Genomic DNA, 17,718 nt, shown 5'->3' on the forward strand with positions numbered 1-17,718 from the left:
ACGACGCCCGGTGCTTCGGTGAGGCGGGCATCGTGAGCGCCCGTCGATGCGGGCGCTCCGAGCGGCTTCACCAGGGTCGGCGCGTGCGGTGCCGGGCGCTCAGACGAACTTCGCGGCGAGCAGGTCCTGCACGTCGAGCAGGCCCACGGCGCGGCCCTCGACATCCACGACGGGGAGCTGGTCCACACGCAGCTCGCGCATCTGCGCGGTGGCGGCGATGACCAGCGTGTCCGGCGTCACGCAGCGCGGCTGCTTGCCCATGATGTCGCGCACGGGGATGGAGAAGTCGGTGAGGCCCTGCTCCACGCGGCGGCGCAAGTCGCCATCCGTGAAGATGCCCACCAGCCGCCCGCGTCGGTCCACCACGCAGGCCGCGCCCGGACGTCCCGGCGTCTTCGTCATCACGCCCACGACTTCGGACAGCGGAGCGGTGTCTCGCACCAGCGGGTTGGCGGGGCCCGTGCGCATCAGCTCGAAGACGCGCTGCACGGAGCGGCCCAGCTTCCCGCCGGGATGCAAGAGCGCGTACTCATCCGTGCCGAAGGGCCGCGAGCGCATCACCGCCATGGTGAGCGCGTCGCCCAGCGCATGCAGCGCGGCGGTGGACGCGGTGGGCACCATGCCCATGGGACACGCCTCCGCGATGCGGCCGATGTCGAGCACCACGTCCGCTGCCTTCGCCAGCGGACTCTGAGCGTCGCCCGTGAGCGCGATGACCGGCGTGGCCATGCGCTTGAACGCGGGCATCAGGCGCAGCAGCTCCTCCGTGGAGCCGCTGTTGGACATCGCGAGGATGACGTCCCCGCGCGCCACGCGGCCCAAATCTCCATGCACCGCCTCGGCGGGGTGGAGGAAGACGGAGCGGATGCCCGTGGACGCCAGCGTGGCGGAGAGCTTCTGGCCGATGTGGCCCGCCTTCCCCATGCCCGTGACAATCACCTGACCCGCGCACTCGCGCACCAGCCGCACGGCCTTCAGGAAGGACGCGCCCAGCCGCTCCGTCACGCCGAGGATGGCGTTCGCCTCCGCCTCCAGCACGTCGCGCGCGCACGCGAGCAGCGCCTCGTCGTCCGGCTCGGACGAGGGGGCCGGAGTGGAGCGGCCCGGGAGGGCGCGCAGACGGGGCTTCTTGACGGCGGAGCGAGGGGAGCGGGCCATGGCGTCGGCTTCGCCTTGTACCTGCCAGACACCACGGTGGCCACCCTTGACGCGTGGGGGGGCATCAGTTACGCGCCTGCTCGCCCGGCCCCCAGGGCCATTCCTTTTCCAGCCCTTCACGGGGCCACCCAGGAGAGTGACGAGATGAAGTTCTTCATCGACAGCGCGGACGTCGAGGAAATCCGCAAGGCCCACGCCATGGGCTGCGTGGACGGCGTCACCACCAACCCCTCCCTGCTGGCCAAGGTCGGCCGCGGGCTGGAAGAGACCATCCGGGAGATCTGCTCCATCGTCGACGGCCCCATCAGCGCGGAGGCCGTGTCCCTGGACGCCGAGGGGCTCATCGCCGAGGGCCGCACCCTGGCGAAGATTCACGACAACGTCGTGGTGAAGATTCCCATGGGCGTCGAGGGCGTGAAGGCCGTCAAGGCGCTGACCGCCGAGGGCATCCGCACCAACGTCACCCTCATCTTCTCCGCCAACCAGGCCCTGCTGTGCGCCAAGGCCGGCGCCACCTACGTGTCGCCCTTCGTCGGTCGGCTGGACGACATCTCCCAGGACGGCATGGAGCTCATCGCCGCCATCCTGGAGATTTATCAGAACTACGACTTCGACACGCAGGTGCTGGTCGCCAGCGTGCGCAACCCCGTGCACGTGCTCCAGTCCGCCCGCATGGGCGCGCACGTCGCCACGCTGCCCTACAGCGTCATCACCCAGCTGGCCAACCACCCGCTCACCGACGCGGGCATCAAGAAGTTCCTCGCGGATTGGGAAAAGGTCCCCAAGGCGAAGAAGTAGGCGCACCCTGAGTCCCCGTGGGGCCTGGGTGGCCCCCGGGGTGTCGCTTGCCCCCCTGGGCTCCACTTTCCCAGGCGGGTTGGGCTGGAGATTTCGCGTGGCGGCATGTATTCGTTGACTTCCGAGTCAACGCGTCATCGCACCACCGAGGAATCTCATGGAATTCCAGCTCACCGAGGACCAGCGCGCGCTCCAGCAGGCGGCGCGCAAGTACGCCCGCGAGGTGGTTCGCCCCAAGGCGGCGCACTACGACGAGACGGCCACCTTTCCTCGGGACCTTCTCGCCACGGCGTTCGAGCTGGGCCTGCTCAACATGGCCGCCCCCGCGGAGTACGGCGGCGTGGGCCTGTCGCACCTGGACCAGACGATTGTCGCGGAGGAGCTGAGCTGGGGCTGTGCGGGCGTGGCCACGTCCATCATCGCCAATGATTTGGCCAACCTCCCCATCATCCTCCACGGCTCCGAGGACCAGAAGAAGCGCCTCTTGAGCCACTTCGCCGAGCGGCTGAAGTTCTCCTCCTTCTGCCTCACCGAGCCGGAGGCCGGCAGCGACGTCGCCAACATGCAGACCACGGCGCGCCGCGAGGGTGACGAGTACGTCATCAACGGCGCCAAGTGCTTCATCACCAACGGTGGCCACGCCGAGCAGTACACGGTGTTCGCCACGGTGGACAAAACGAAGAAGCACAAGGGCATCACCTGCTTCGTCGTGGAAGGTCGCCCTCAGGGGCTGTCGGTCAGCAAGCACGAGAACAAGATGGGCCAGCGCGCCAGCGACACCGTGTCGCTGACGTTCGAGGACGTGCGCGTCCCGGTGAAGAACCGCATCGGTGAAGAGGGCCAGGGCTTCGCCATCGCCATGGCGACCCTGGACAACAGCCGCCCGCTCACCGCCATGTTCTCCGTGGGCATCGCCCGCGCCGCGCTCGAGCACTCCATGGAGTACGCCTCGCAGCGCAAGACGTTCGGCAAGCCCATCATCGAGCACCAGGCCATCCAGTTCATGATTGCGGACATGGCCATGAACACCCACGCGGCCCGCATGCTCACCTACGAGAGCGCGTGGCTGTTGGACCAGGGGCAGCGCAACACCCTGCAGTCCAGCTACGCCAAGTCCTTCGCCGCGGACATGGCGATGAAGGTCGCCACCGACGCGGTCCAGGTCTACGGCGGCTACGGCTACATCAAGGAGTACCCCGTCGAGAAGCTGATGAGAGACGCCAAGCTCATCCAGGTCTACGAGGGCACCAGTCAGGTCCAGCGGCTCGTCATCGCGAAGGAACTGTTCAGGTAGAAAAGCAGAACTGTGTCCGGCGGCCGTTTCCCATTGCCGCCGTGACACCCGGATGCCTATTAACCCAGACCGTTCGCGCGCCGCGTCAAGGCGGCCCGCACGGACTGTTTTCCTGCCTTCATAAACGCCTCCCGCAAGGAGAAGCCCAGCCGTGAAGATCCTCGTCACCGCCAAGCGCGTGGAAGACCCAGAGTCCAAAATCAAGGTGAAGCCCGACGGCTCGGGCATCGTGCAGGAGGGGCTCAAGTACAAGATCAACCCCTTCGACGAGATTGGCGTGGAGGAAGGTCTCCGGCTCGTCGCCAAGCACCAGGGTGAAGTGGTGGTGGTGTCCATCGGCGGCAAGGAAGTGCAGGAGCAGCTCCGGCACGCCCTGGCCATGGGTGCGCACCGCGCCGTGTGGGTGAACCACACCGGCCCGTTGGACCAGCTCGGCATCGCCGGCCTGCTCCAGAAGGTGACGGAGAAGGAGAAGCCGGACCTCGTCATCCTGGGCAAGCAGTCCATCGACGACGACCAGAACCAGGTGGGCCAGTACCTGGCCGAGTTCCTGGGCTGGGGCCAGGCCACGTTCGCCTCCAAGGTGGAGTCGATGGAGAGCGAGCAGGAGAAGAACAAGGTCCCCGCCGTGACGCTGACCGCGGACGGCAAGGCCGTGCGCGTGATTCGCGAGGTCGACAACGGGCTGGCGACGCTGGAGTGCCAGCTGCCCGCCGTCATCACCACCGACCTGCGCCTCAACACGCCGCGCTACGCCAGCCTCCCGGGCATCATGAAGGCGAAGAGCAAGCCCATCGAGGAGCTGACGCCTGAGAAGCTGGGCGTGGACGTCGCCCCGAAGATCCAGATCGTGAAGCTCTCGTCCCCGCCGGCGCGCAAGGCCGGTATCAAGGTGCCGGACGTGGCCACGCTGGTGGACAAGCTGCGCAACGAGGCGAAGGTCGTCTAACCCTCTCGGAAGATACGAAAGACACTCCCATGCCAATCGTTCTCATCGTCGCCGAGCAGCAGCCGGACGGGCACCTTCGCAAGGCCTCTCTCAACGCCATCACCGCGGGCAAGCAGTTGGCCGACAAGGCCGGCGCGGAGCTTCACATCGCCCTCATCGGCAAGGACCCCGCGAAGGTCGCCGACGAGCTCAAGGGCACCGGCGCCAAGGCCGTGCACGTGGGCGCCGCCGCGGAGCTGGAGCACTACCTCGCGGAGACGTACGCCCCCGCGCTCGCCACGCTCGCCACCGAGCTGAAGGCGGACTACGTGGGCATGGCGTCCACCGCGCAGGCCAAGGACCTGATGCCCCGCCTCGCCGCGCGTCTGAAGGCCGCCATGGCCACGGACATCACGGGCCTGAACGGCTCGGGCGCGGACATCACCTTCAACCGTCCCATGTGGGCCGGCAACGTGTTCGCCGAGGTGAAGCTCACCACGCCGGTGAAGGTGTTCACCGTGCGCGCCACGGAGTTCGCCGCCGCCGGTACGGGCGAGGGCGCCGCCGAGGTGAAGACCTTCGCGCCGAAGGTTGAAGCGTCGAAGACGAAGTTCGTCGAGTTCAAGGAAGTGAAGAGCGCTCGCCCGGAGCTGACCGAGGCGAAGGTCGTCATCTCCGGTGGTCGTGGCACCAAGGGCGACTTCAAGGAGATTGAAGCGCTGGCGGACGAGCTGGGCGCCGCAGTGGGCGCGTCCCGCGCGGTGTGCGACGCGGGTTGGGTTCCCAACGACCTGCAGGTCGGCCAGACGGGCAAGGTCGTCGCTCCGTCGCTGTACATCGCCGCGGGCATCAGCGGCGCCATCCAGCACCTGGCGGGCATGAAGAGCTCGAAGACCATCGTCGCCATCAACAAGGACGCCGAGGCTCCCATCTTCCAGGTGGCTGACTACGGCATCGTCGCGGACCTCTTCAAGGTCCTGCCCGAGCTGCGCACGGAGCTGCACAAGCTGAAGTAGCACTCCGGCCCGCCAAGGGCCGAAGACGAGGGGCGACGTGGGGCACTGTCCCCGCGCCGCCCCTTCGTCGTTTCTCAGGAGCGCGGTGTCTCTGCTCCCGGAGTTCGTGCGCGTCTACAGCTCGATGTCGCTGTCGCGTCCGCGGGCCGGGGCTTCCTCTTCCCCGCCGAGTGGCTCCGAGGGCGGTGGCAGCGGGGCTTGCTCCGCGCCGTCGTTGTCGGGGAAGACGTCGGGTTGCTCTCGTGGGGCGTCGTCGCGCAGGTCGATGCGCGAGCCGTCCTCCAGCTCCACGGCGAGGGTGTCGTACTCCCACTCGCCATCGCCCTGCTTCTTCGCGTCGACGTGCAGCAGGCCGTCCGCCTGGGGCCCGTCGAGCGGAATGGCGAGCCGCGCGTGCGTCACGCCGTTCAGGGTCTGCACCGACGTCTGCTTGGGCAGACCGTTGTCGATGGGCGAGCCCAGCGCGCTGCGCACCTCCGCATCGGAGCGGGCAATGGCCACGGCCTCGGTGAAGGCGTCCATGTTCTTCAGCGACGAGTAGCCGAAGCCCACGAGCGCGAAGCCCAGGCAGCCGCACGAGGCCAGCACGCCCAGACAGCCCACCGGCACGAACCACTTCCAGTTGCGGCTCCACCACCCCTGTTGCGGCACCAGCGAGCCCTCGGGCGTCGCGTCCATGACATCTCTCCTTCTTGCGCCACCTCCCGGCGGGGTGGCGCTCCTCTCTCTTAGCGAGCCGGACGCGTGGGGGATAGGGCTTCGGGTTGGAGTGCCTCGCGTCGGTTGGTGTGGGAGAGGGGAGCGGCTACATTCGGAAGGACGAGCGACGGGGAAGGCTCGTGTGGGGCCGGACTTCCCTGGAGGTGGCGCGTGCCGCCGCGGAAGACGCCGTCCACCGACGTGCTGCTGGACGTATTGGAGGCCCTGCCTCCGGGGCAGCGGCTCTGGGTGCGAGGTGTGGGGCAGGACCTGTATCCGCTGCTGCGCTCGGCGGACGCGGTGCGCGTGCTGCGCTGCGGGCCAGGCGCGACGTCGCGCGGGGATGTGGTGCTGGTGCGCCAGGGGCGGATGCTGACGGCGCGCGTGGTGGTGTCCACCGAGCCCTGGAGGACGGCCACGCTGCTGGGCGCGGAGGAGCGCTCGGGCGGGGAGGTGCTCGGGCGGGTGGTGGCGTTGCGGCGTGGCAGGTGGCGGGTGCCGCTGCCCGGGCCCTTCCGTCCGGCGCTCTGGGTGGCGCAGCGGACGCTGGCGACGGCGTGGGCGCGTCCCGAGACCCGGCTAGTCTATCGGGGCGTGAGGGACTTCTTCTTCTCCGGCTGGTCGAAGCCGCTGCGGCGCCACTGGGTGGGGCCGCTGGAGGTCCGGCTGTTGCGGGCGGAGGACCAGGACGCGCTGCTCACCTTCGCGAGCGAGCGGCTGGTGGTCTCCGCCAGCTTCCTGCGCCGTCAGCTTCGAGATCGCTGGGGGCTGGAGCTGCCAGAGCGCCGTGGCGCGGCGGCCGGTGCGATGGACGCGAAGGGGAAGCTCCACGGCTTCGCGTGGGTGGACTCGTATCGACAGGAGGGGCTGCCGCTGGATGGAGTCTGGGTGCGCTCGCTGGTGGTGGCGCCTCAGGCACGGCGGATGAGGGTGGCCACCCAGCTGTTGGCCTGCCTGCTGGAGGAGGCTCACCGACAGGGAGAGCCGAGCGTCCAGGCGGACGTGGACGACGACAACGCCGCGTCGCTGCGAACGTTCGAGGGCGTGGGCTTTCGTCGCTCTTCGGACGCGCTGACCCGGCGGACGAATGAGGCCTGGGACGCCGCGGGGCGGTCCAAGCGACTGGTGGTTTTGGAGCGGGACTCCGGCCCCTGAGTCCACGGGGGTTGCGTGGGGCTTCTGGGTGCGTCAAAAGCACCCGCTCCGCGCCTTCGCATCGGTAGGACTTCCGTGACCAGCTCGACTCCCGACAGCATGGGGCGCGAGCCGACTCGCCCTGGGCGGCTCAAGGGCCTCCAGGCGGACGGCGCGCTGCTCTTCATCACCCTCATCTGGGGCGTCACCTTCGTGGTGGTGAAGGACGCCCTGGGGTTCGCCGACCCTTTCACCTTCCTCACCCTGCGCTTCGGGGTGGGCGCGCTGGTGCTGAGTGCGTTGGCGGGGCGGCAGGTGTTTACGCCGAAGAACCTGCGCCATGGCGCGGTGCTGGCCACGTTCCTGTTCCTGGGCTTCGCGCTCCAGACGTGGGGGCTGACGCTCACCACGCCGTCGCGCTCGGCGTTCATCACCGGAATGGCCGTGCTGTTCGTGCCGGTGTTGTCGCTGCTGGTGTTCCGGCGGATGCCGAAGCCCGCGTCGCTGCTGGGCGTGGCGCTGTCGGCGGTGGGGCTCTACCTGCTCACGCGGCCCGCGCCCGGTGAGGGAGGCGCCTGGCTGAGCCTGGGGGAGTTGCTGTCGCTGGGCTGCTCGGTGGCGTACGCGGCGCACATCACCCTCACGGAGCGCTACGCGTCGAAGGAGGGTGTGCTGGGGATGGTGGCGGTGCAGCTGTGGGGCGTGGCGTTGTTGTCCGCGGCGTGCCTGCCCTTCGTGACGCGCAAGGTGGAGTGGAATGCGTCGCTGGTGACGGCGGTGCTGGTGTGCGGGCTGTTGCCGAGCGCGCTGGCCATCAGCATCCAGACGTGGGCGCAGGCGCGGACGTCGGCGGTGCGCGCGGCGGTCATCTACGCGTTGGAGCCGGTGTTCGCGTCCATCTACTCGGTGGTGCTGGGCTACGAGGTGCTGGGCGCGCCGGAGGCGATGGGCGGTGGGCTCATCCTGACGGGCGTGCTGGTGGCGGAGCTGGGGACGCCGGCCTGGACGTGGTGGAAGTCAAGGCGACAGGGAGTGCAGGGGACGGGCTGACGCCCTCCAGGCGGACGGGCGCGGGCCGTGAGAGAAGCGGCCCACGGGGGAGTGGACGCGCTATATCCGGGCCCTTCCCATGAGCGTGGAGCTGCGTCGAAACGGGTTGCACCTGACGGGCACCCTCCTGTCCCTGGATGCGAAGCGGAAGTCACCGCTGAGCTTCGTGAGCCACGGGCATTCGGACCACATCGCCAGGCATGAGCGCACCATCGCCACGGTGGCGACGCTGCGCTTCATGGAGCATCGGCTGGGGCCGGTGAGTGCGCCGTTGGCCGCGCCGTATCGGCGTCCCTTCGAGCTGGGGCCGCTGGTGCTGGAGCTGCTGCCGGCCGGGCACATTCTGGGCAGCGCGCAGCTCCGCGTCATCCGCGCGGATGGACGGCGCATCGTCTACACGGGGGATTTGAATGTCGTGCCGTCGTTGACGGCGGAGGCGACGGAGGTGGCGGAGTGCGACACGCTCGTCATCGAGTCGACCTTCGGTCATCCGCGCTACCGCTTCCCGCCGCGTGACGAGGTGTGGGGGCAGGTGGAGGCGTGGGTGAGGCGGCAGCTCGAGCGGGACGCGGTGCCGGTGGTGCTGGGGTATCCGCTGGGCAAGAGCCAGGAGGCGATGAAGTTCCTGGCGGGCAAGGGGTTCCCGTTGGTGGCGCACTCGTCGATTTTCGAGGTGGCGCGGCTCTATGCGGAGCTGGGCGTGCCGATTGAAAACCTGCGGTGCTTCCACGGGAAGGTGGAGCCGGGCGAGGTGCTGTTCTTCCCGCCCCATCAGGCGCGGGGCGGAGCGCTGGCGCATCTGTGGCCGCGCGGTACGGCGGTGCTGACAGGGTGGGCGATGGACCCGGGTGCGGCGCGGCGGTACGGCGCGGACGTGGCGTTTCCGGTGTCGGACCACGCGGACTTCCCGTCGCTGATGGCCTACGTGAAGGCGACGGGGGCGAGCGAGGTGATTACGTGTCACGGCTTCGCGGAGGAGCTGGCGCAGGCGCTGCGGGACGCGGGAATGGATGCTCGGCCGCTGGGAGGCAAGCCGCAGCAGCTCTCGTTGCTGTGAGGCGGCGAGGGCGGGGCCCGGAGTAGAATGGGGCCATGCCTCATCCTCCGCAGCTCGTGGGCCGAGCGGTCCGCGTCCTGGTGTGCACCGAGAAGAAGACCTTCGTGACTCGGGAGTTGTCCGAGGTGCGGGTGACGTTCGAGGGAATCGACGGAGACAGGCACGCGGGGCACACGCGGCCTGCGGACGTGCGCACGCCGTGGTACCCGAAGGGGACGCCCATCCGGAACACGCGGCAGCTCTCGTTGGTGTCGACGGAGGAGCTGGCGTTGGTGGCGGAGACGCTCGGAGTGCCGAAGGTGCTCGCGTCGTGGCTGGGAGCGAACCTGGAATTGACGGGGGTGCCGAGGCTGACGCACCTGCCGCCGGGAACACGGCTGTTCTTTCCCGAGGACGCGGTGCTCGCGGTGGAAGGGGAGAACGAGCCGTGCATCGGTCCGGGGAAGGTCATCGAGAAGCACCATCCGGACCACGTGAAGCTGGCGAGCCGCTTCGTGAAGTCCGCATGGGAGCGCAGGGGGCTGGTGGCCTGGGTGGACCGGCCCGGAGTCATCCGCGCGGGAGATGACGTCCGCGTGATGTTGCCGAAGCCGGTGACGTACGTGCTGCCCTAGTTGGGGCGCTCATTGAGGTACTTTTCGAATTCCCAGACGAGGAACCAGAAATAGTTCCAAGCCTTGTTCGCGTCGGGGATTTCTCTCAGCACGGCGCCAATAGGGCCGGATGGCATGCTCCAACCATGTTTCGCCCGTACGAAGGCGCCGAGATCGCTTCGAAAATCTAGCGCTCGCTCCTGAATCTTGTGTTGGTGCAGCGCATACAGATAGCCCATCAGGACGAAGTCCAGGCTGAGGAGCTGCTTCTCGCGTTCTTGGTCGGGCCAGCCAACGAACATGCTCGGGCGCCGCTCGACTTCTCTCAAGAAGTCGAAGATGGATGTCATGAAGTTCCTTGAAGCCAATGCCGAGGGTGACCGTGTCGCATCTGCCTGTCATGCGATGTCGTGTGGGCGGCGAGAATACCAACGGAAGTCCTGCCAGCGGTGTCGGGCGGCGCAAAGTTTCCGCCGACCCAATTAGCTGGTTGATGCTGCTGGTCATCCTGCTCATGGTGGCGGGCTGCGCGATGACCTCCGAAGGTTCGGGTGGCAACGTCTGGCTGGGGCAAGGTGCGGTCCCGGCTCAGGACGAGTCCGCGATGCATCGGGCCGCCGAAGCAGAGGTCGCCCGGGTCGTCGAACAGGTAGGCGCGGCTGTTCGCGACATCGACTCGATAGGGGCTCGCCTGACTCTGACGTTCTGGTCGGAGCGAGGTGCGCTGACCTGGACGGGCTACGAGTCGCGGGAGCGCGTGGGGCATCGAGGAGGTCTGGTCGGAGCAGCGGATACTCGGTTCGCATTGCGAGAGGTGCTCGCTGGCTACGGTCTGGAACGCACGGGGCAGGTCGTGTTGTCGCTGCGCCGGGACGAGACGCAGTGGTCGGTGGACTATGCGTTCCATCGCCACGCGCAGCGCCCACCCGAGGCCAGGACGCTTCCAGTGCAGTGGGCTGATGACACTGGGCCCGACGAGGTTCCAGCGGGGCTGACGCGTCTCCTGGCTGGGGTGGGTGTCCCCAACGGTGGCGAGGCCTGGCTGGAGGCCGACGTGGTGCTGGAGGACGGCCGCGTGGCGGGGTGGGAACTGCACCGCTTCCAGGTGATTCGGAGTGGAGCAGGAGGTTCGCCGCTGGCGCCAGCGCCACGCGCAGGTCGTGATGTGGGTCGGCTCGCCCGCGCCTTTCAGGACGGCATGGGGCCGCGTACGGTGCGGTTCGGAATCCGGCTGACACACAGTCGAAGTGAAAGTGACGGTTGGGTGGAGTCCGCGCGAGTCGTCGGCATCGCTCCACCGATGGGACTCGAACCGGAGGTCGCCGCTGAGTACCGGGCGATGCACGAGGACATCGTGCGGCGCTGGCGAGAAGGTGTCGTGGAGGGCTTCACCTGGCTGGCTCAGCGGGGTGTGGAGGAACTGGCGCTCTGGTACGTGGGCGCTGTCGCCATCAGGGGCGCGGGCTTCCTCGCGGTTCGGGGTGGCGGCGTCGTTTGGAAAGCGCTGCGTCAGGGCAAGGACTCCGCGATCGGCTGGCTGCGGACCGTGCTGTCCCGGGTGTCCCAGAGCGAGGGCCGAGCCTTCGAGCGACTGTGGGCGAAGGTTCAGCTTGAAGGGGAGCGGGCACTCACCACCAGCGAACGGAGCGAACTGCGTGCGCTCATGGCACGCATCGAGAAGCTGGCGTCAACGCCGCTCGATCTGGGGGAGAAGCACGGACTGCGGAAGGCCGCGCGAACCACTTACAAGAAAGTCCGTCCGGACTTGGCCCCCACCATGGACGCATTTCCAGATCGCTACCAGGTTCACCACCGACGTCCCCTGGAATACGCACATTTGTTCCCCGAGCAGGACATCAATGCTTCGAGCCGACTCGCCGTGGTCGAAGACTTCATCCATGATCGAGTGAGTCGTCTATGGACGAAGTTCCGGACCGCCCAGCGAACCGCGACGCGTGATGAGGTCGAGGCCGCGACGAGGATTATCGACTCGCATTTCGAGTCCTGGTACCACCGTGTCCAAGTCCCACGAGGTGAGCAGGTTTTCATGGAGCGGGCCGAGCAGGCTGCGCTCGAGGCGTTGAGGTCGCGGTTCCCGAAGGTGAACTGAGCGGGAGTTCGACGATGGATCAGCCGATATTGCCAGGGTTCGACCGATTGCTCTCCGTGTGCAAGCGAGAGTCCCTTGATATGCGCCTGACCGCTCCCGCCCAGCGTCTTCTCAAGGCAGGGCAGGAAGTGGGCGGGCATCACCTGGACCCGATGTTGGCGGCCTTCTATTCGAGGTCTGGCAGCGCGAGGTTCGCGGATGACGCCTATCTCCTCCGCGTCAATGACGACGAGAACCAGCTCGAGGAGAAGAACCACTGGTGGCGCGAGAGTTGGCAGAAGCGCCTGGGCTTGACGGTTTGTGTCTTCGGTGGGGAAGCCAATCTTGCCTACTACTTCGCCACGATCCCTGGCCTGGCGGACGAGCGAGGATGTCAGCCCGTCGTTGAAGTGGACACCTACGAACTCGACGGCCCGGTCGTCATACCGCTCGCCTCGAACGTGGACCGCTTCTTCGACCTGTACGCGCGCTACCTGGAAGAACTCGTCGCCCACGAGGACTATGCGGAGCGCGGCTCAGCGGCGCTCAGCTTCCCTTGGAAGGTTCCGCATCTGGTCGCGCGTGACGAGCGCCTCGTCCAGCTCATCGAGGACGGCCGCTTCGACTTTCCGCAGGCTGGCCACGACGCCCGCACCTGGGCCCTCCAGGTCATCGAAGCCCACAGCCGCCTCACGTGACGCGGTCCACACCCTCCAGAAACACCACGGGGCCGCCGAGTCCCGAAGAGGACTCCAGCGGCCCCGCGGGCCCCACCGTTCAACTCGCCGTCACTCCGAGTCGGGCGACTGAACGATGAGCTTCTCCTTGCCACACACGTCACAGCGCAGGTGGATGAACAAATCCCCGTCGCTCTCCTCGGGCACCGAGCCCTCGGGAACGCCGAGCTCCGCCTTCGCCAGCGCCGCCACCTTCGTCGGAATCTCCTCGGCCTTCAGCGACTGGACGTAGGTCATCTCCCGCTCGTGGCACTCGCGCGTCTCCGGCCCGTGCAGCCACGCCGGCTCCATCCCCTCCGGCAGCCGGCTGACCAGCTCCAGGTTGGACACCGACTCGGCCAGGTACGCCAGCCGGCGCAACCGCGCCTCCTCGGGCAGCGCCGAGAAGACCTGGAAGCCCTCGAACAGCGCGTCGCGGTTGTCGCCCGTGGCCAGGTGCGCCAGCTCCAGCGCCGCCTCGCTCGACTCCAGCGCCTCGTCCCAGTTGTTGTCCGGGTTGAAGCCCGCCTCCAACAACGACGTGTACAGCTGCGTCGCCGCCAGCCGCCGCCGAGCCTCCTGCAGGTGCTCCACCACATCGTGCGTCAGCCGCAGCTCCAAGAGCGCGCCCGTCGTCCGAGGGTCGATGGACCCCGTCAGGTCATCCACGTCCACTTCTTCGCGCAGCGCGGCCTTCAACACCTTCGCCGCGGAGAAGCGAGCCAGCGGCAGCACGCCCACTTCGCGCAGGTACATGGCCGACACGGCCGCGTCCTTGGCACCCATCCGCAGCGCCTTCTGCGCCTTCTCCACCACCCCCGGGTCCGCCGACGGCTTCTTGTTCTCCAGCCGCGTCTTCACCGCCTCGCGATAGAGCGTCTCCAGCGAGCTGCCCGGAGGCATCCGCTGCGGCACCAGCGGCCGCAACCCCGGCACATCCAGCACCCACAACGGCGGCATCGCCAGGCGCTTCAGGCCCCGGAAGAAGAGCGAGCCGGGCGGGTCCTGCGGCTTGAACGGCGGCAGCTCCTCGGACGGCTCTCCCATCATGAGCGCAGCGGCCTGCACGCCCAGCGCCTTCTCCCGCTGTTCGCGGGTGAACGCGGTGATGCCCTGGGCCGGCGGCGGAGGCGGAGGAGGCGCTTCCTCCCCGTCCAGACCGACCACCCGGTCCATGTCCACATCGTCCATCTCCACTTCGTCCAGGCCCTTGGCGCCCGTGAAGTCACAGCGGAGCAGCTTCAGCTTCTCGAAGTTGGCCCCTTCGAGGTTGGCCCCCCGGAAGTCACAGTCCTGGAGCCGTCCGCCGTGGAAATAGGCGTTCGTCAGGTCCGTGTCCCGGAAGTTGATTTTCGACAGATCGCATTTCTCCCACTCGGAGCCGGTGAGATCGAGGCCCGAGAGGTCCGCGTTGGCGGAGAAAAGTTGCGTGAAGGTGGCGCCAGTGTGCTCGGTCGGGACCTGACCGCCCTTGCGCAGTCGGTTCCACTCGGCCGACCCGTTCTGGAGGAGCTGCTCGATACTGGGGGCTTTCGGCATGGACCGGGGATTATTCGTATGGTCTGGTCCGCGCGCCAGCACAAATGATCGAGTACCGAATCGAAACCGACACCGCCGGGATGCGCCTGGACAAGCTCCTGCGCAAACGGCTCCCCACTGTCCCCGTGAGTCACCTGTTCAAGATGATTCGCACCAAGAAGGTGCGGGTGAACGGGAAACGTGCCCAGCCCGAGCAGTTGCTCGCGGACGGAGACGTGCTCACCATCCGTGGCGACGAGCAGACGCTCAGGGGAGAGGACCGTCCGAAAGTGGACCGTCCACCCCCGCCGGTGGACCCCAGCCGGCTGGTCATTCTGAGAGAGGACGACTGGTTGATGGCCGTGGACAAGCCCAGCGGGATGGCCGTCCATACCGGAAGCGGCATCACCGGCGGAACGCTGGTGGACTACGTGCGCGCCTATCTGGGACCGAAGGCCGTCCGCAACGACTTCACGGCGTCACCCGCCCACCGCCTGGACCGGGAGACCTCCGGCGTCATCCTGGTCGCCAAGCGGCGCCCGGCGATGGTGCACTTCACGGAGGTCTTCACCCACGGGCTCTCCAAGAAGCGCTACGTCACCCTGGTGAAGGGGAAGATGCCCAAGGAGTCCGGCGTCATCGACCTGCCCCTGTCGGAGCACCAGCAGACGGCCGAGTCCAAGGCCCGCCGCGGCGTCAACATGCAGGAGGCCCTCACCCGGTGGAAGGTCGTCAAGCAGTCGGGCGAGGTGGCGCTCCTGTCCTGCTCCATCGAGACCGGGCGCACCCATCAGATAAGAAGGCACCTGGCCTCCATTGGCCACCCGGTGGTCGGGGACAAGAAATACGGTGACTTCGCCTTCAACCGCGACGTGCAGGCGCGCTGGGGGCTCAAGAGGTTGTTCCTGCACGCCGAGCGCATCGAATTTCCACACCCCGAAGGGGGGGCGAAGGTGGCAGTGGAAGCCCCCATCCCCCCCGAGCTCCGAGACGTGCTCAAGCGGGCCGCATTGCTGCCCTGAGGCCGTGACGCCCGCGAGGTTCCGATACACGTATGTCCGACTCCAAGACGACTGACCGAAGCCGCTCGAAGCTGGTGCTCAAGGGGGTCCCCCCCGGGCGCTGGTGGAAGGTGCTGCTGAAGCTGGGTGGCTGGCTGGCCTTGACGGGCGCCACGGCGGGCGCGGTGGGCCTGGTCGCCATCTATTACGTGTACTCGGACGGGCTGCCGGCCATCCCCAAGGTGGACGAGTACTGGCCGCCCATCGTCACGGAGGTCTACACCGACGACGCGGTGCTCGCGGGCGAGTTCTACAACGAGCGCCGCAAGGTCGTGCCCTACGAGCGGATTCCGAAGCGGCTGGTGCAGGCGTTCATCGCCAGCGAGGACTCCAGCTTCTTCGACCACTTCGGCGTGGACCTCCTGGGAACCTCGCGCGCGGCCTTCAAGACGATTGGCTCCAAGCTGGGCCTGCGCTCCGGCGGCATCCAGGGTGGCTCCACCCTGACGCAGCAGACGGCGAAGGCGGTGCTCATCTCCGCGGAGGGCTACAAGTCCGCCACCGCGAAGACGCTCACCCGCAAGATTCGCGAGGCCATCCTCGCCCTGCGGCTGGAGCAGTCGCTCACCAAGGAAGAGATTCTCTACCTCTACCTGAACAACGTCTTCCTCGGGCACCACAGCTACGGCGTGCAGAGCGCGGCGGAGAACTACTACCGCAAGGACGTGCGCGATTTGACGCTCGGGGAGATGACGCTCATCGCCGGCCTTCCGCAGGCGCCCAGCCGCTATTCGCCCTTCCTGCGTCCGGAGGCCGCCCGCAGGCGCCGCTCCTACGTGCTGCGCCGCATGCTGACGGAGGGGATGATTTCGCAGGCCGAGCACGACACGGCCAATGCGGAGGTCGTGAACGTGTTCCCGGTGGAGGACGTCTTCCACGAGTTCGCTCCGTACTTCGTGGAGCAGGTGCGCAAGGACGTGGTGGACCGGTACGGCAACCCCGTGCTGCTCAAGGACGGCCTCAAGATCTTCACCACCATGGACAGCGAGCGTCAGCGCGCCGCGCAGGACGCGGTGATGGATGGCCTGCTCTCCGTGGACAAGCGCCAGGGCTGGCGCGGGCCGGTGCAGCAGCTCACGCCGGAGGCGCTGAAGACCTTCATCGACCGCGCGAAGAAGTCCATGGGCAAGGACGCGCTCTCCGAGGGCCGGCTCTACGTGGCCGCCGTCACCCAGCTGGATTCGGACGGCAAGGGCGCGGACATCCAGGTGGGCCCGCATGCGGGGCGGCTGCCGCTGCTCGGCATGCGCTGGGCGCGCAAGGTGAACCCGGAGGGCTACTACCCGGCGATGATGATTTCGTCGGTGAAGAAGGCCATCGCCGTGGGCGACCTCGTCGTCGTCCGTCACGTGACGAAGAAGGACCTCACGGACGACAAGGAGCAGTGGGACAAGAAGCTGGCGGAGGACATCCCCGAGGAGGGTGTGAAGCTCTTCCGGCTGGAGCAGACGCCCGAGGCGCAGAGCGCGCTCGTCTCCGTGGACCCCCACCGCCAGTACCTCACGGCCATGGTGGGCGGGTACGACTTCGACGACAACGAGTTCAACCGCGCCTTCCAGGCGTGCCGTCAGCCGGGCAGCTCGTTCAAGCCCTTCGTGTACTCGGCGGCGCTGGAGCAGCTGAACTGGACGGAGGCGACCGTCATCGTCGACTCGCCGATTGTCGAGCACGACCCGGACAACAAGGTGTCCTGGAAGCCGGCGAACTACAGCGAGGAGTTCGTGGGTGACGTGCTGCTGCGCACCGCGCTCGTCAACTCGATGAACATCCCCGCGGTGAAGACGTTCGGCGCGGTGGGCGTGAAGAACATGGCGGCGTGGAGCACGAAGCTGGGCATCACCACGCCCATGAACATGGACTTCTCCGCGGCGCTCGGCTCCTCGTGCGTGTACCCGCTGGACCTGGCCAACGCCTACGCGACGTTCAACCGCTACGGCCGCAAGAAGCCCACGTACTTCGTGCGCAAGGTGGAGGACCGCTTCGGCCGCACGCTGGAGGACCACACCGCGTTCGACGACGCGTGGGCGCCGCTGCAGGACCGCGTGGCCGCTGGCTATGCGCGCCTCTTCGAGCCCGGTGAGCAGGTGATGAGCGCGGAGGTCGGCTTCATCCTCACGCACCTGCTGCGCGGCGTGGTGCTCCAGGGCACGGGTGGCCCGGCCACTCGCCTGGGCAAGCCCGCGGCGGGCAAGACGGGCACGACGAACGACTCCTTCGACGCGTGGTTCGCGGCGTACACGAGGGACCTCGTGACGGTGGCGTGGGTGGGCTACGACTTGAACCCGCATCCGCTCGGTCGCTACGAGACGGGTGGCCGCGCGGCGCTGCCCATCTGGCTCAACTACATGAAGCGCGCGCTGGAGGGCCGGCCGCAGTCGGAGTTCTACCCGTGGCAGTCGATGGACCTGGTGCGGCTCCACATCGACAAGAAGACGGGCAAGATTGCCAGCCCCGGCGCGAAGGGCTCGGAGCTGATGTTCTTCAAGAAGGGCACCGAGCCGAAGGACGCCGTGCCCGACAAGAACCAGGTCGACGTGGACCAGTTCATGATGGGCGCGCAGTAGCGCTTGCTCCAGTGGACCTCCGGGCCCCGTGCGCCTCCCTCGG

At 67.8% G+C, this 17,718-nt stretch carries 16 protein-coding genes; 12 read left to right on the forward strand and 4 right to left on the reverse strand.

The window, feature by feature from the left end; genetic code table 11:
• Positions 1 to 99 precede the first annotated feature (99 nt).
• Positions 100 to 1,158, reverse strand: a complete 1,059-nt coding sequence (locus ACN469_RS40325; RefSeq protein WP_498777158.1) for a KpsF/GutQ family sugar-phosphate isomerase — start codon at positions 1,156 to 1,158, stop codon at positions 100 to 102.
• 144 nt (positions 1,159 to 1,302) lie between these two features.
• On the opposite strand from ACN469_RS40325, the gene fsa reads away from it, so the two are divergent.
• From fsa to ACN469_RS40345, 4 genes are all read left to right on the forward strand, one after another.
• Positions 1,303 to 1,956, forward strand: coding sequence for a fructose-6-phosphate aldolase (gene fsa / locus ACN469_RS40330; RefSeq protein WP_498777160.1), 654 nt, complete (start codon positions 1,303 to 1,305; stop codon positions 1,954 to 1,956).
• A gap of 157 nt (positions 1,957 to 2,113) precedes the next feature.
• A complete protein-coding gene (locus ACN469_RS40335; RefSeq protein ID WP_498777162.1) occupies positions 2,114 to 3,250 on the forward strand; it encodes an acyl-CoA dehydrogenase family protein in 1,137 nt (378 codons plus the stop codon).
• A gap of 151 nt (positions 3,251 to 3,401) precedes the next feature.
• The gene (locus ACN469_RS40340) at positions 3,402 to 4,199 is read left to right on the forward strand and encodes an electron transfer flavoprotein subunit beta/FixA family protein (RefSeq protein WP_498777164.1); all 798 of its coding nucleotides are present in this window, start codon (positions 3,402 to 3,404) and stop codon (positions 4,197 to 4,199) included.
• Positions 4,200 to 4,228: 29 nt separating this feature from the next.
• The gene (locus tag ACN469_RS40345) at positions 4,229 to 5,194 is read left to right on the forward strand and encodes an electron transfer flavoprotein subunit alpha/FixB family protein (RefSeq protein ID WP_498777166.1); all 966 of its coding nucleotides are present in this window, start codon (positions 4,229 to 4,231) and stop codon (positions 5,192 to 5,194) included.
• 114 nt (positions 5,195 to 5,308) lie between these two features.
• On the opposite strand, the gene ACN469_RS40350 is transcribed toward ACN469_RS40345, so the two are convergent.
• Positions 5,309 to 5,872, reverse strand: coding sequence for a cytochrome c oxidase assembly factor Coa1 family protein (locus tag ACN469_RS40350; RefSeq protein WP_498777168.1), 564 nt, complete (start codon positions 5,870 to 5,872; stop codon positions 5,309 to 5,311).
• Between the two features lie 192 nt (positions 5,873 to 6,064).
• On the opposite strand from ACN469_RS40350, the gene ACN469_RS40355 reads away from it, so the two are divergent.
• The 4 genes from ACN469_RS40355 (at position 6,065) to ACN469_RS40370 (ending at position 9,748) form a co-directional block, all read left to right on the forward strand.
• Positions 6,065 to 7,048, forward strand: a complete 984-nt coding sequence (locus ACN469_RS40355; protein WP_498777170.1) for a GNAT family N-acetyltransferase — start codon at positions 6,065 to 6,067, stop codon at positions 7,046 to 7,048.
• Between the two features lie 75 nt (positions 7,049 to 7,123).
• A complete protein-coding gene (locus tag ACN469_RS40360) occupies positions 7,124 to 8,077 on the forward strand; it encodes a DMT family transporter (RefSeq protein WP_498777172.1) in 954 nt (317 codons plus the stop codon).
• A 79-nt stretch (positions 8,078 to 8,156) separates the two neighbouring features.
• Entirely contained in the window at positions 8,157 to 9,134 is a 978-nt protein-coding gene (locus ACN469_RS40365) for an MBL fold metallo-hydrolase (RefSeq protein ID WP_498777174.1), read from the forward strand.
• A gap of 35 nt (positions 9,135 to 9,169) precedes the next feature.
• Positions 9,170 to 9,748, forward strand: a complete 579-nt coding sequence (locus ACN469_RS40370) for an MOSC domain-containing protein (RefSeq protein ID WP_498777176.1) — start codon at positions 9,170 to 9,172, stop codon at positions 9,746 to 9,748.
• Here ACN469_RS40370 and ACN469_RS40375 read toward each other — a convergent pair.
• A complete protein-coding gene (locus tag ACN469_RS40375) occupies positions 9,745 to 10,077 on the reverse strand; it encodes a hypothetical protein (protein ID WP_498777178.1) in 333 nt (110 codons plus the stop codon). The two genes, ACN469_RS40370 and ACN469_RS40375, sit on opposite strands and share 4 nt — an antisense overlap.
• A gap of 143 nt (positions 10,078 to 10,220) precedes the next feature.
• On the opposite strand from ACN469_RS40375, the gene ACN469_RS40380 reads away from it, so the two are divergent.
• Both ACN469_RS40380 and ACN469_RS40385 read left to right on the forward strand, forming a co-directional pair.
• Positions 10,221 to 11,837: a hypothetical protein gene (locus ACN469_RS40380; RefSeq protein WP_498777180.1), complete on the forward strand. Its 1,617-nt coding sequence runs from the start codon at positions 10,221 to 10,223 to the stop codon at positions 11,835 to 11,837.
• Positions 11,838 to 11,917: 80 nt separating this feature from the next.
• Positions 11,918 to 12,514, forward strand: a complete 597-nt coding sequence (locus ACN469_RS40385) for a hypothetical protein (protein ID WP_498777181.1) — start codon at positions 11,918 to 11,920, stop codon at positions 12,512 to 12,514.
• A gap of 90 nt (positions 12,515 to 12,604) precedes the next feature.
• Here the strand turns inward: ACN469_RS40385 and ACN469_RS40390 are convergent, their stop codons facing one another.
• Positions 12,605 to 14,071: a pentapeptide repeat-containing protein gene (locus ACN469_RS40390; RefSeq protein WP_498777183.1), complete on the reverse strand. Its 1,467-nt coding sequence runs from the start codon at positions 14,069 to 14,071 to the stop codon at positions 12,605 to 12,607.
• A gap of 44 nt (positions 14,072 to 14,115) precedes the next feature.
• On the opposite strand from ACN469_RS40390, the gene ACN469_RS40395 reads away from it, so the two are divergent.
• Together ACN469_RS40395 and ACN469_RS40400 are read left to right on the forward strand one after the other, a co-directional pair.
• Positions 14,116 to 15,072: an RluA family pseudouridine synthase gene (locus ACN469_RS40395; protein ID WP_163870918.1), complete on the forward strand. Its 957-nt coding sequence runs from the start codon at positions 14,116 to 14,118 to the stop codon at positions 15,070 to 15,072.
• 32 nt (positions 15,073 to 15,104) lie between these two features.
• A complete protein-coding gene (locus tag ACN469_RS40400; protein WP_498777185.1) occupies positions 15,105 to 17,675 on the forward strand; it encodes a penicillin-binding protein 1A in 2,571 nt (856 codons plus the stop codon).
• The last annotated feature ends 43 nt before the right edge of the window (positions 17,676 to 17,718 follow it).

This window comes from Corallococcus terminator (genome assembly GCF_049194865.1).
Classification (GTDB): domain Bacteria; phylum Myxococcota; class Myxococcia; order Myxococcales; family Myxococcaceae; genus Myxococcus; species Myxococcus terminator_A.

Bases quoted from the DNA above. Each gene is read 5' to 3' on its own strand.
- ACN469_RS40365 (WP_498777174.1), top strand. From the start codon at position 8,157: ATGAGCGTGGAGCTGCGTCGAAACGGGTTGCACCTGACGGGCACCCTC.
- ACN469_RS40335 (WP_498777162.1), top strand. From the start codon at position 2,114: ATGGAATTCCAGCTCACCGAGGACCAGCGCGCGCTCCAGCAGGCGGCG.
- ACN469_RS40325 (WP_498777158.1), bottom strand. From the start codon at position 1,158: ATGGCCCGCTCCCCTCGCTCCGCCGTCAAGAAGCCCCGTCTGCGCGCC.
- ACN469_RS40375 (WP_498777178.1), bottom strand. From the start codon at position 10,077: ATGACATCCATCTTCGACTTCTTGAGAGAAGTCGAGCGGCGCCCGAGC.
- fsa (WP_498777160.1), top strand. From the start codon at position 1,303: ATGAAGTTCTTCATCGACAGCGCGGACGTCGAGGAAATCCGCAAGGCC.
- ACN469_RS40370 (WP_498777176.1), top strand. From the start codon at position 9,170: ATGCCTCATCCTCCGCAGCTCGTGGGCCGAGCGGTCCGCGTCCTGGTG.
- ACN469_RS40400 (WP_498777185.1), top strand. From the start codon at position 15,105: ATGTCCGACTCCAAGACGACTGACCGAAGCCGCTCGAAGCTGGTGCTC.
- ACN469_RS40350 (WP_498777168.1), bottom strand. From the start codon at position 5,872: ATGGACGCGACGCCCGAGGGCTCGCTGGTGCCGCAACAGGGGTGGTGG.
- ACN469_RS40380 (WP_498777180.1), top strand. From the start codon at position 10,221: ATGCTGCTGGTCATCCTGCTCATGGTGGCGGGCTGCGCGATGACCTCC.
- ACN469_RS40395 (WP_163870918.1), top strand. From the start codon at position 14,116: ATGATCGAGTACCGAATCGAAACCGACACCGCCGGGATGCGCCTGGAC.
- ACN469_RS40385 (WP_498777181.1), top strand. From the start codon at position 11,918: ATGCGCCTGACCGCTCCCGCCCAGCGTCTTCTCAAGGCAGGGCAGGAA.
- ACN469_RS40390 (WP_498777183.1), bottom strand. From the start codon at position 14,071: ATGCCGAAAGCCCCCAGTATCGAGCAGCTCCTCCAGAACGGGTCGGCC.
- ACN469_RS40345 (WP_498777166.1), top strand. From the start codon at position 4,229: ATGCCAATCGTTCTCATCGTCGCCGAGCAGCAGCCGGACGGGCACCTT.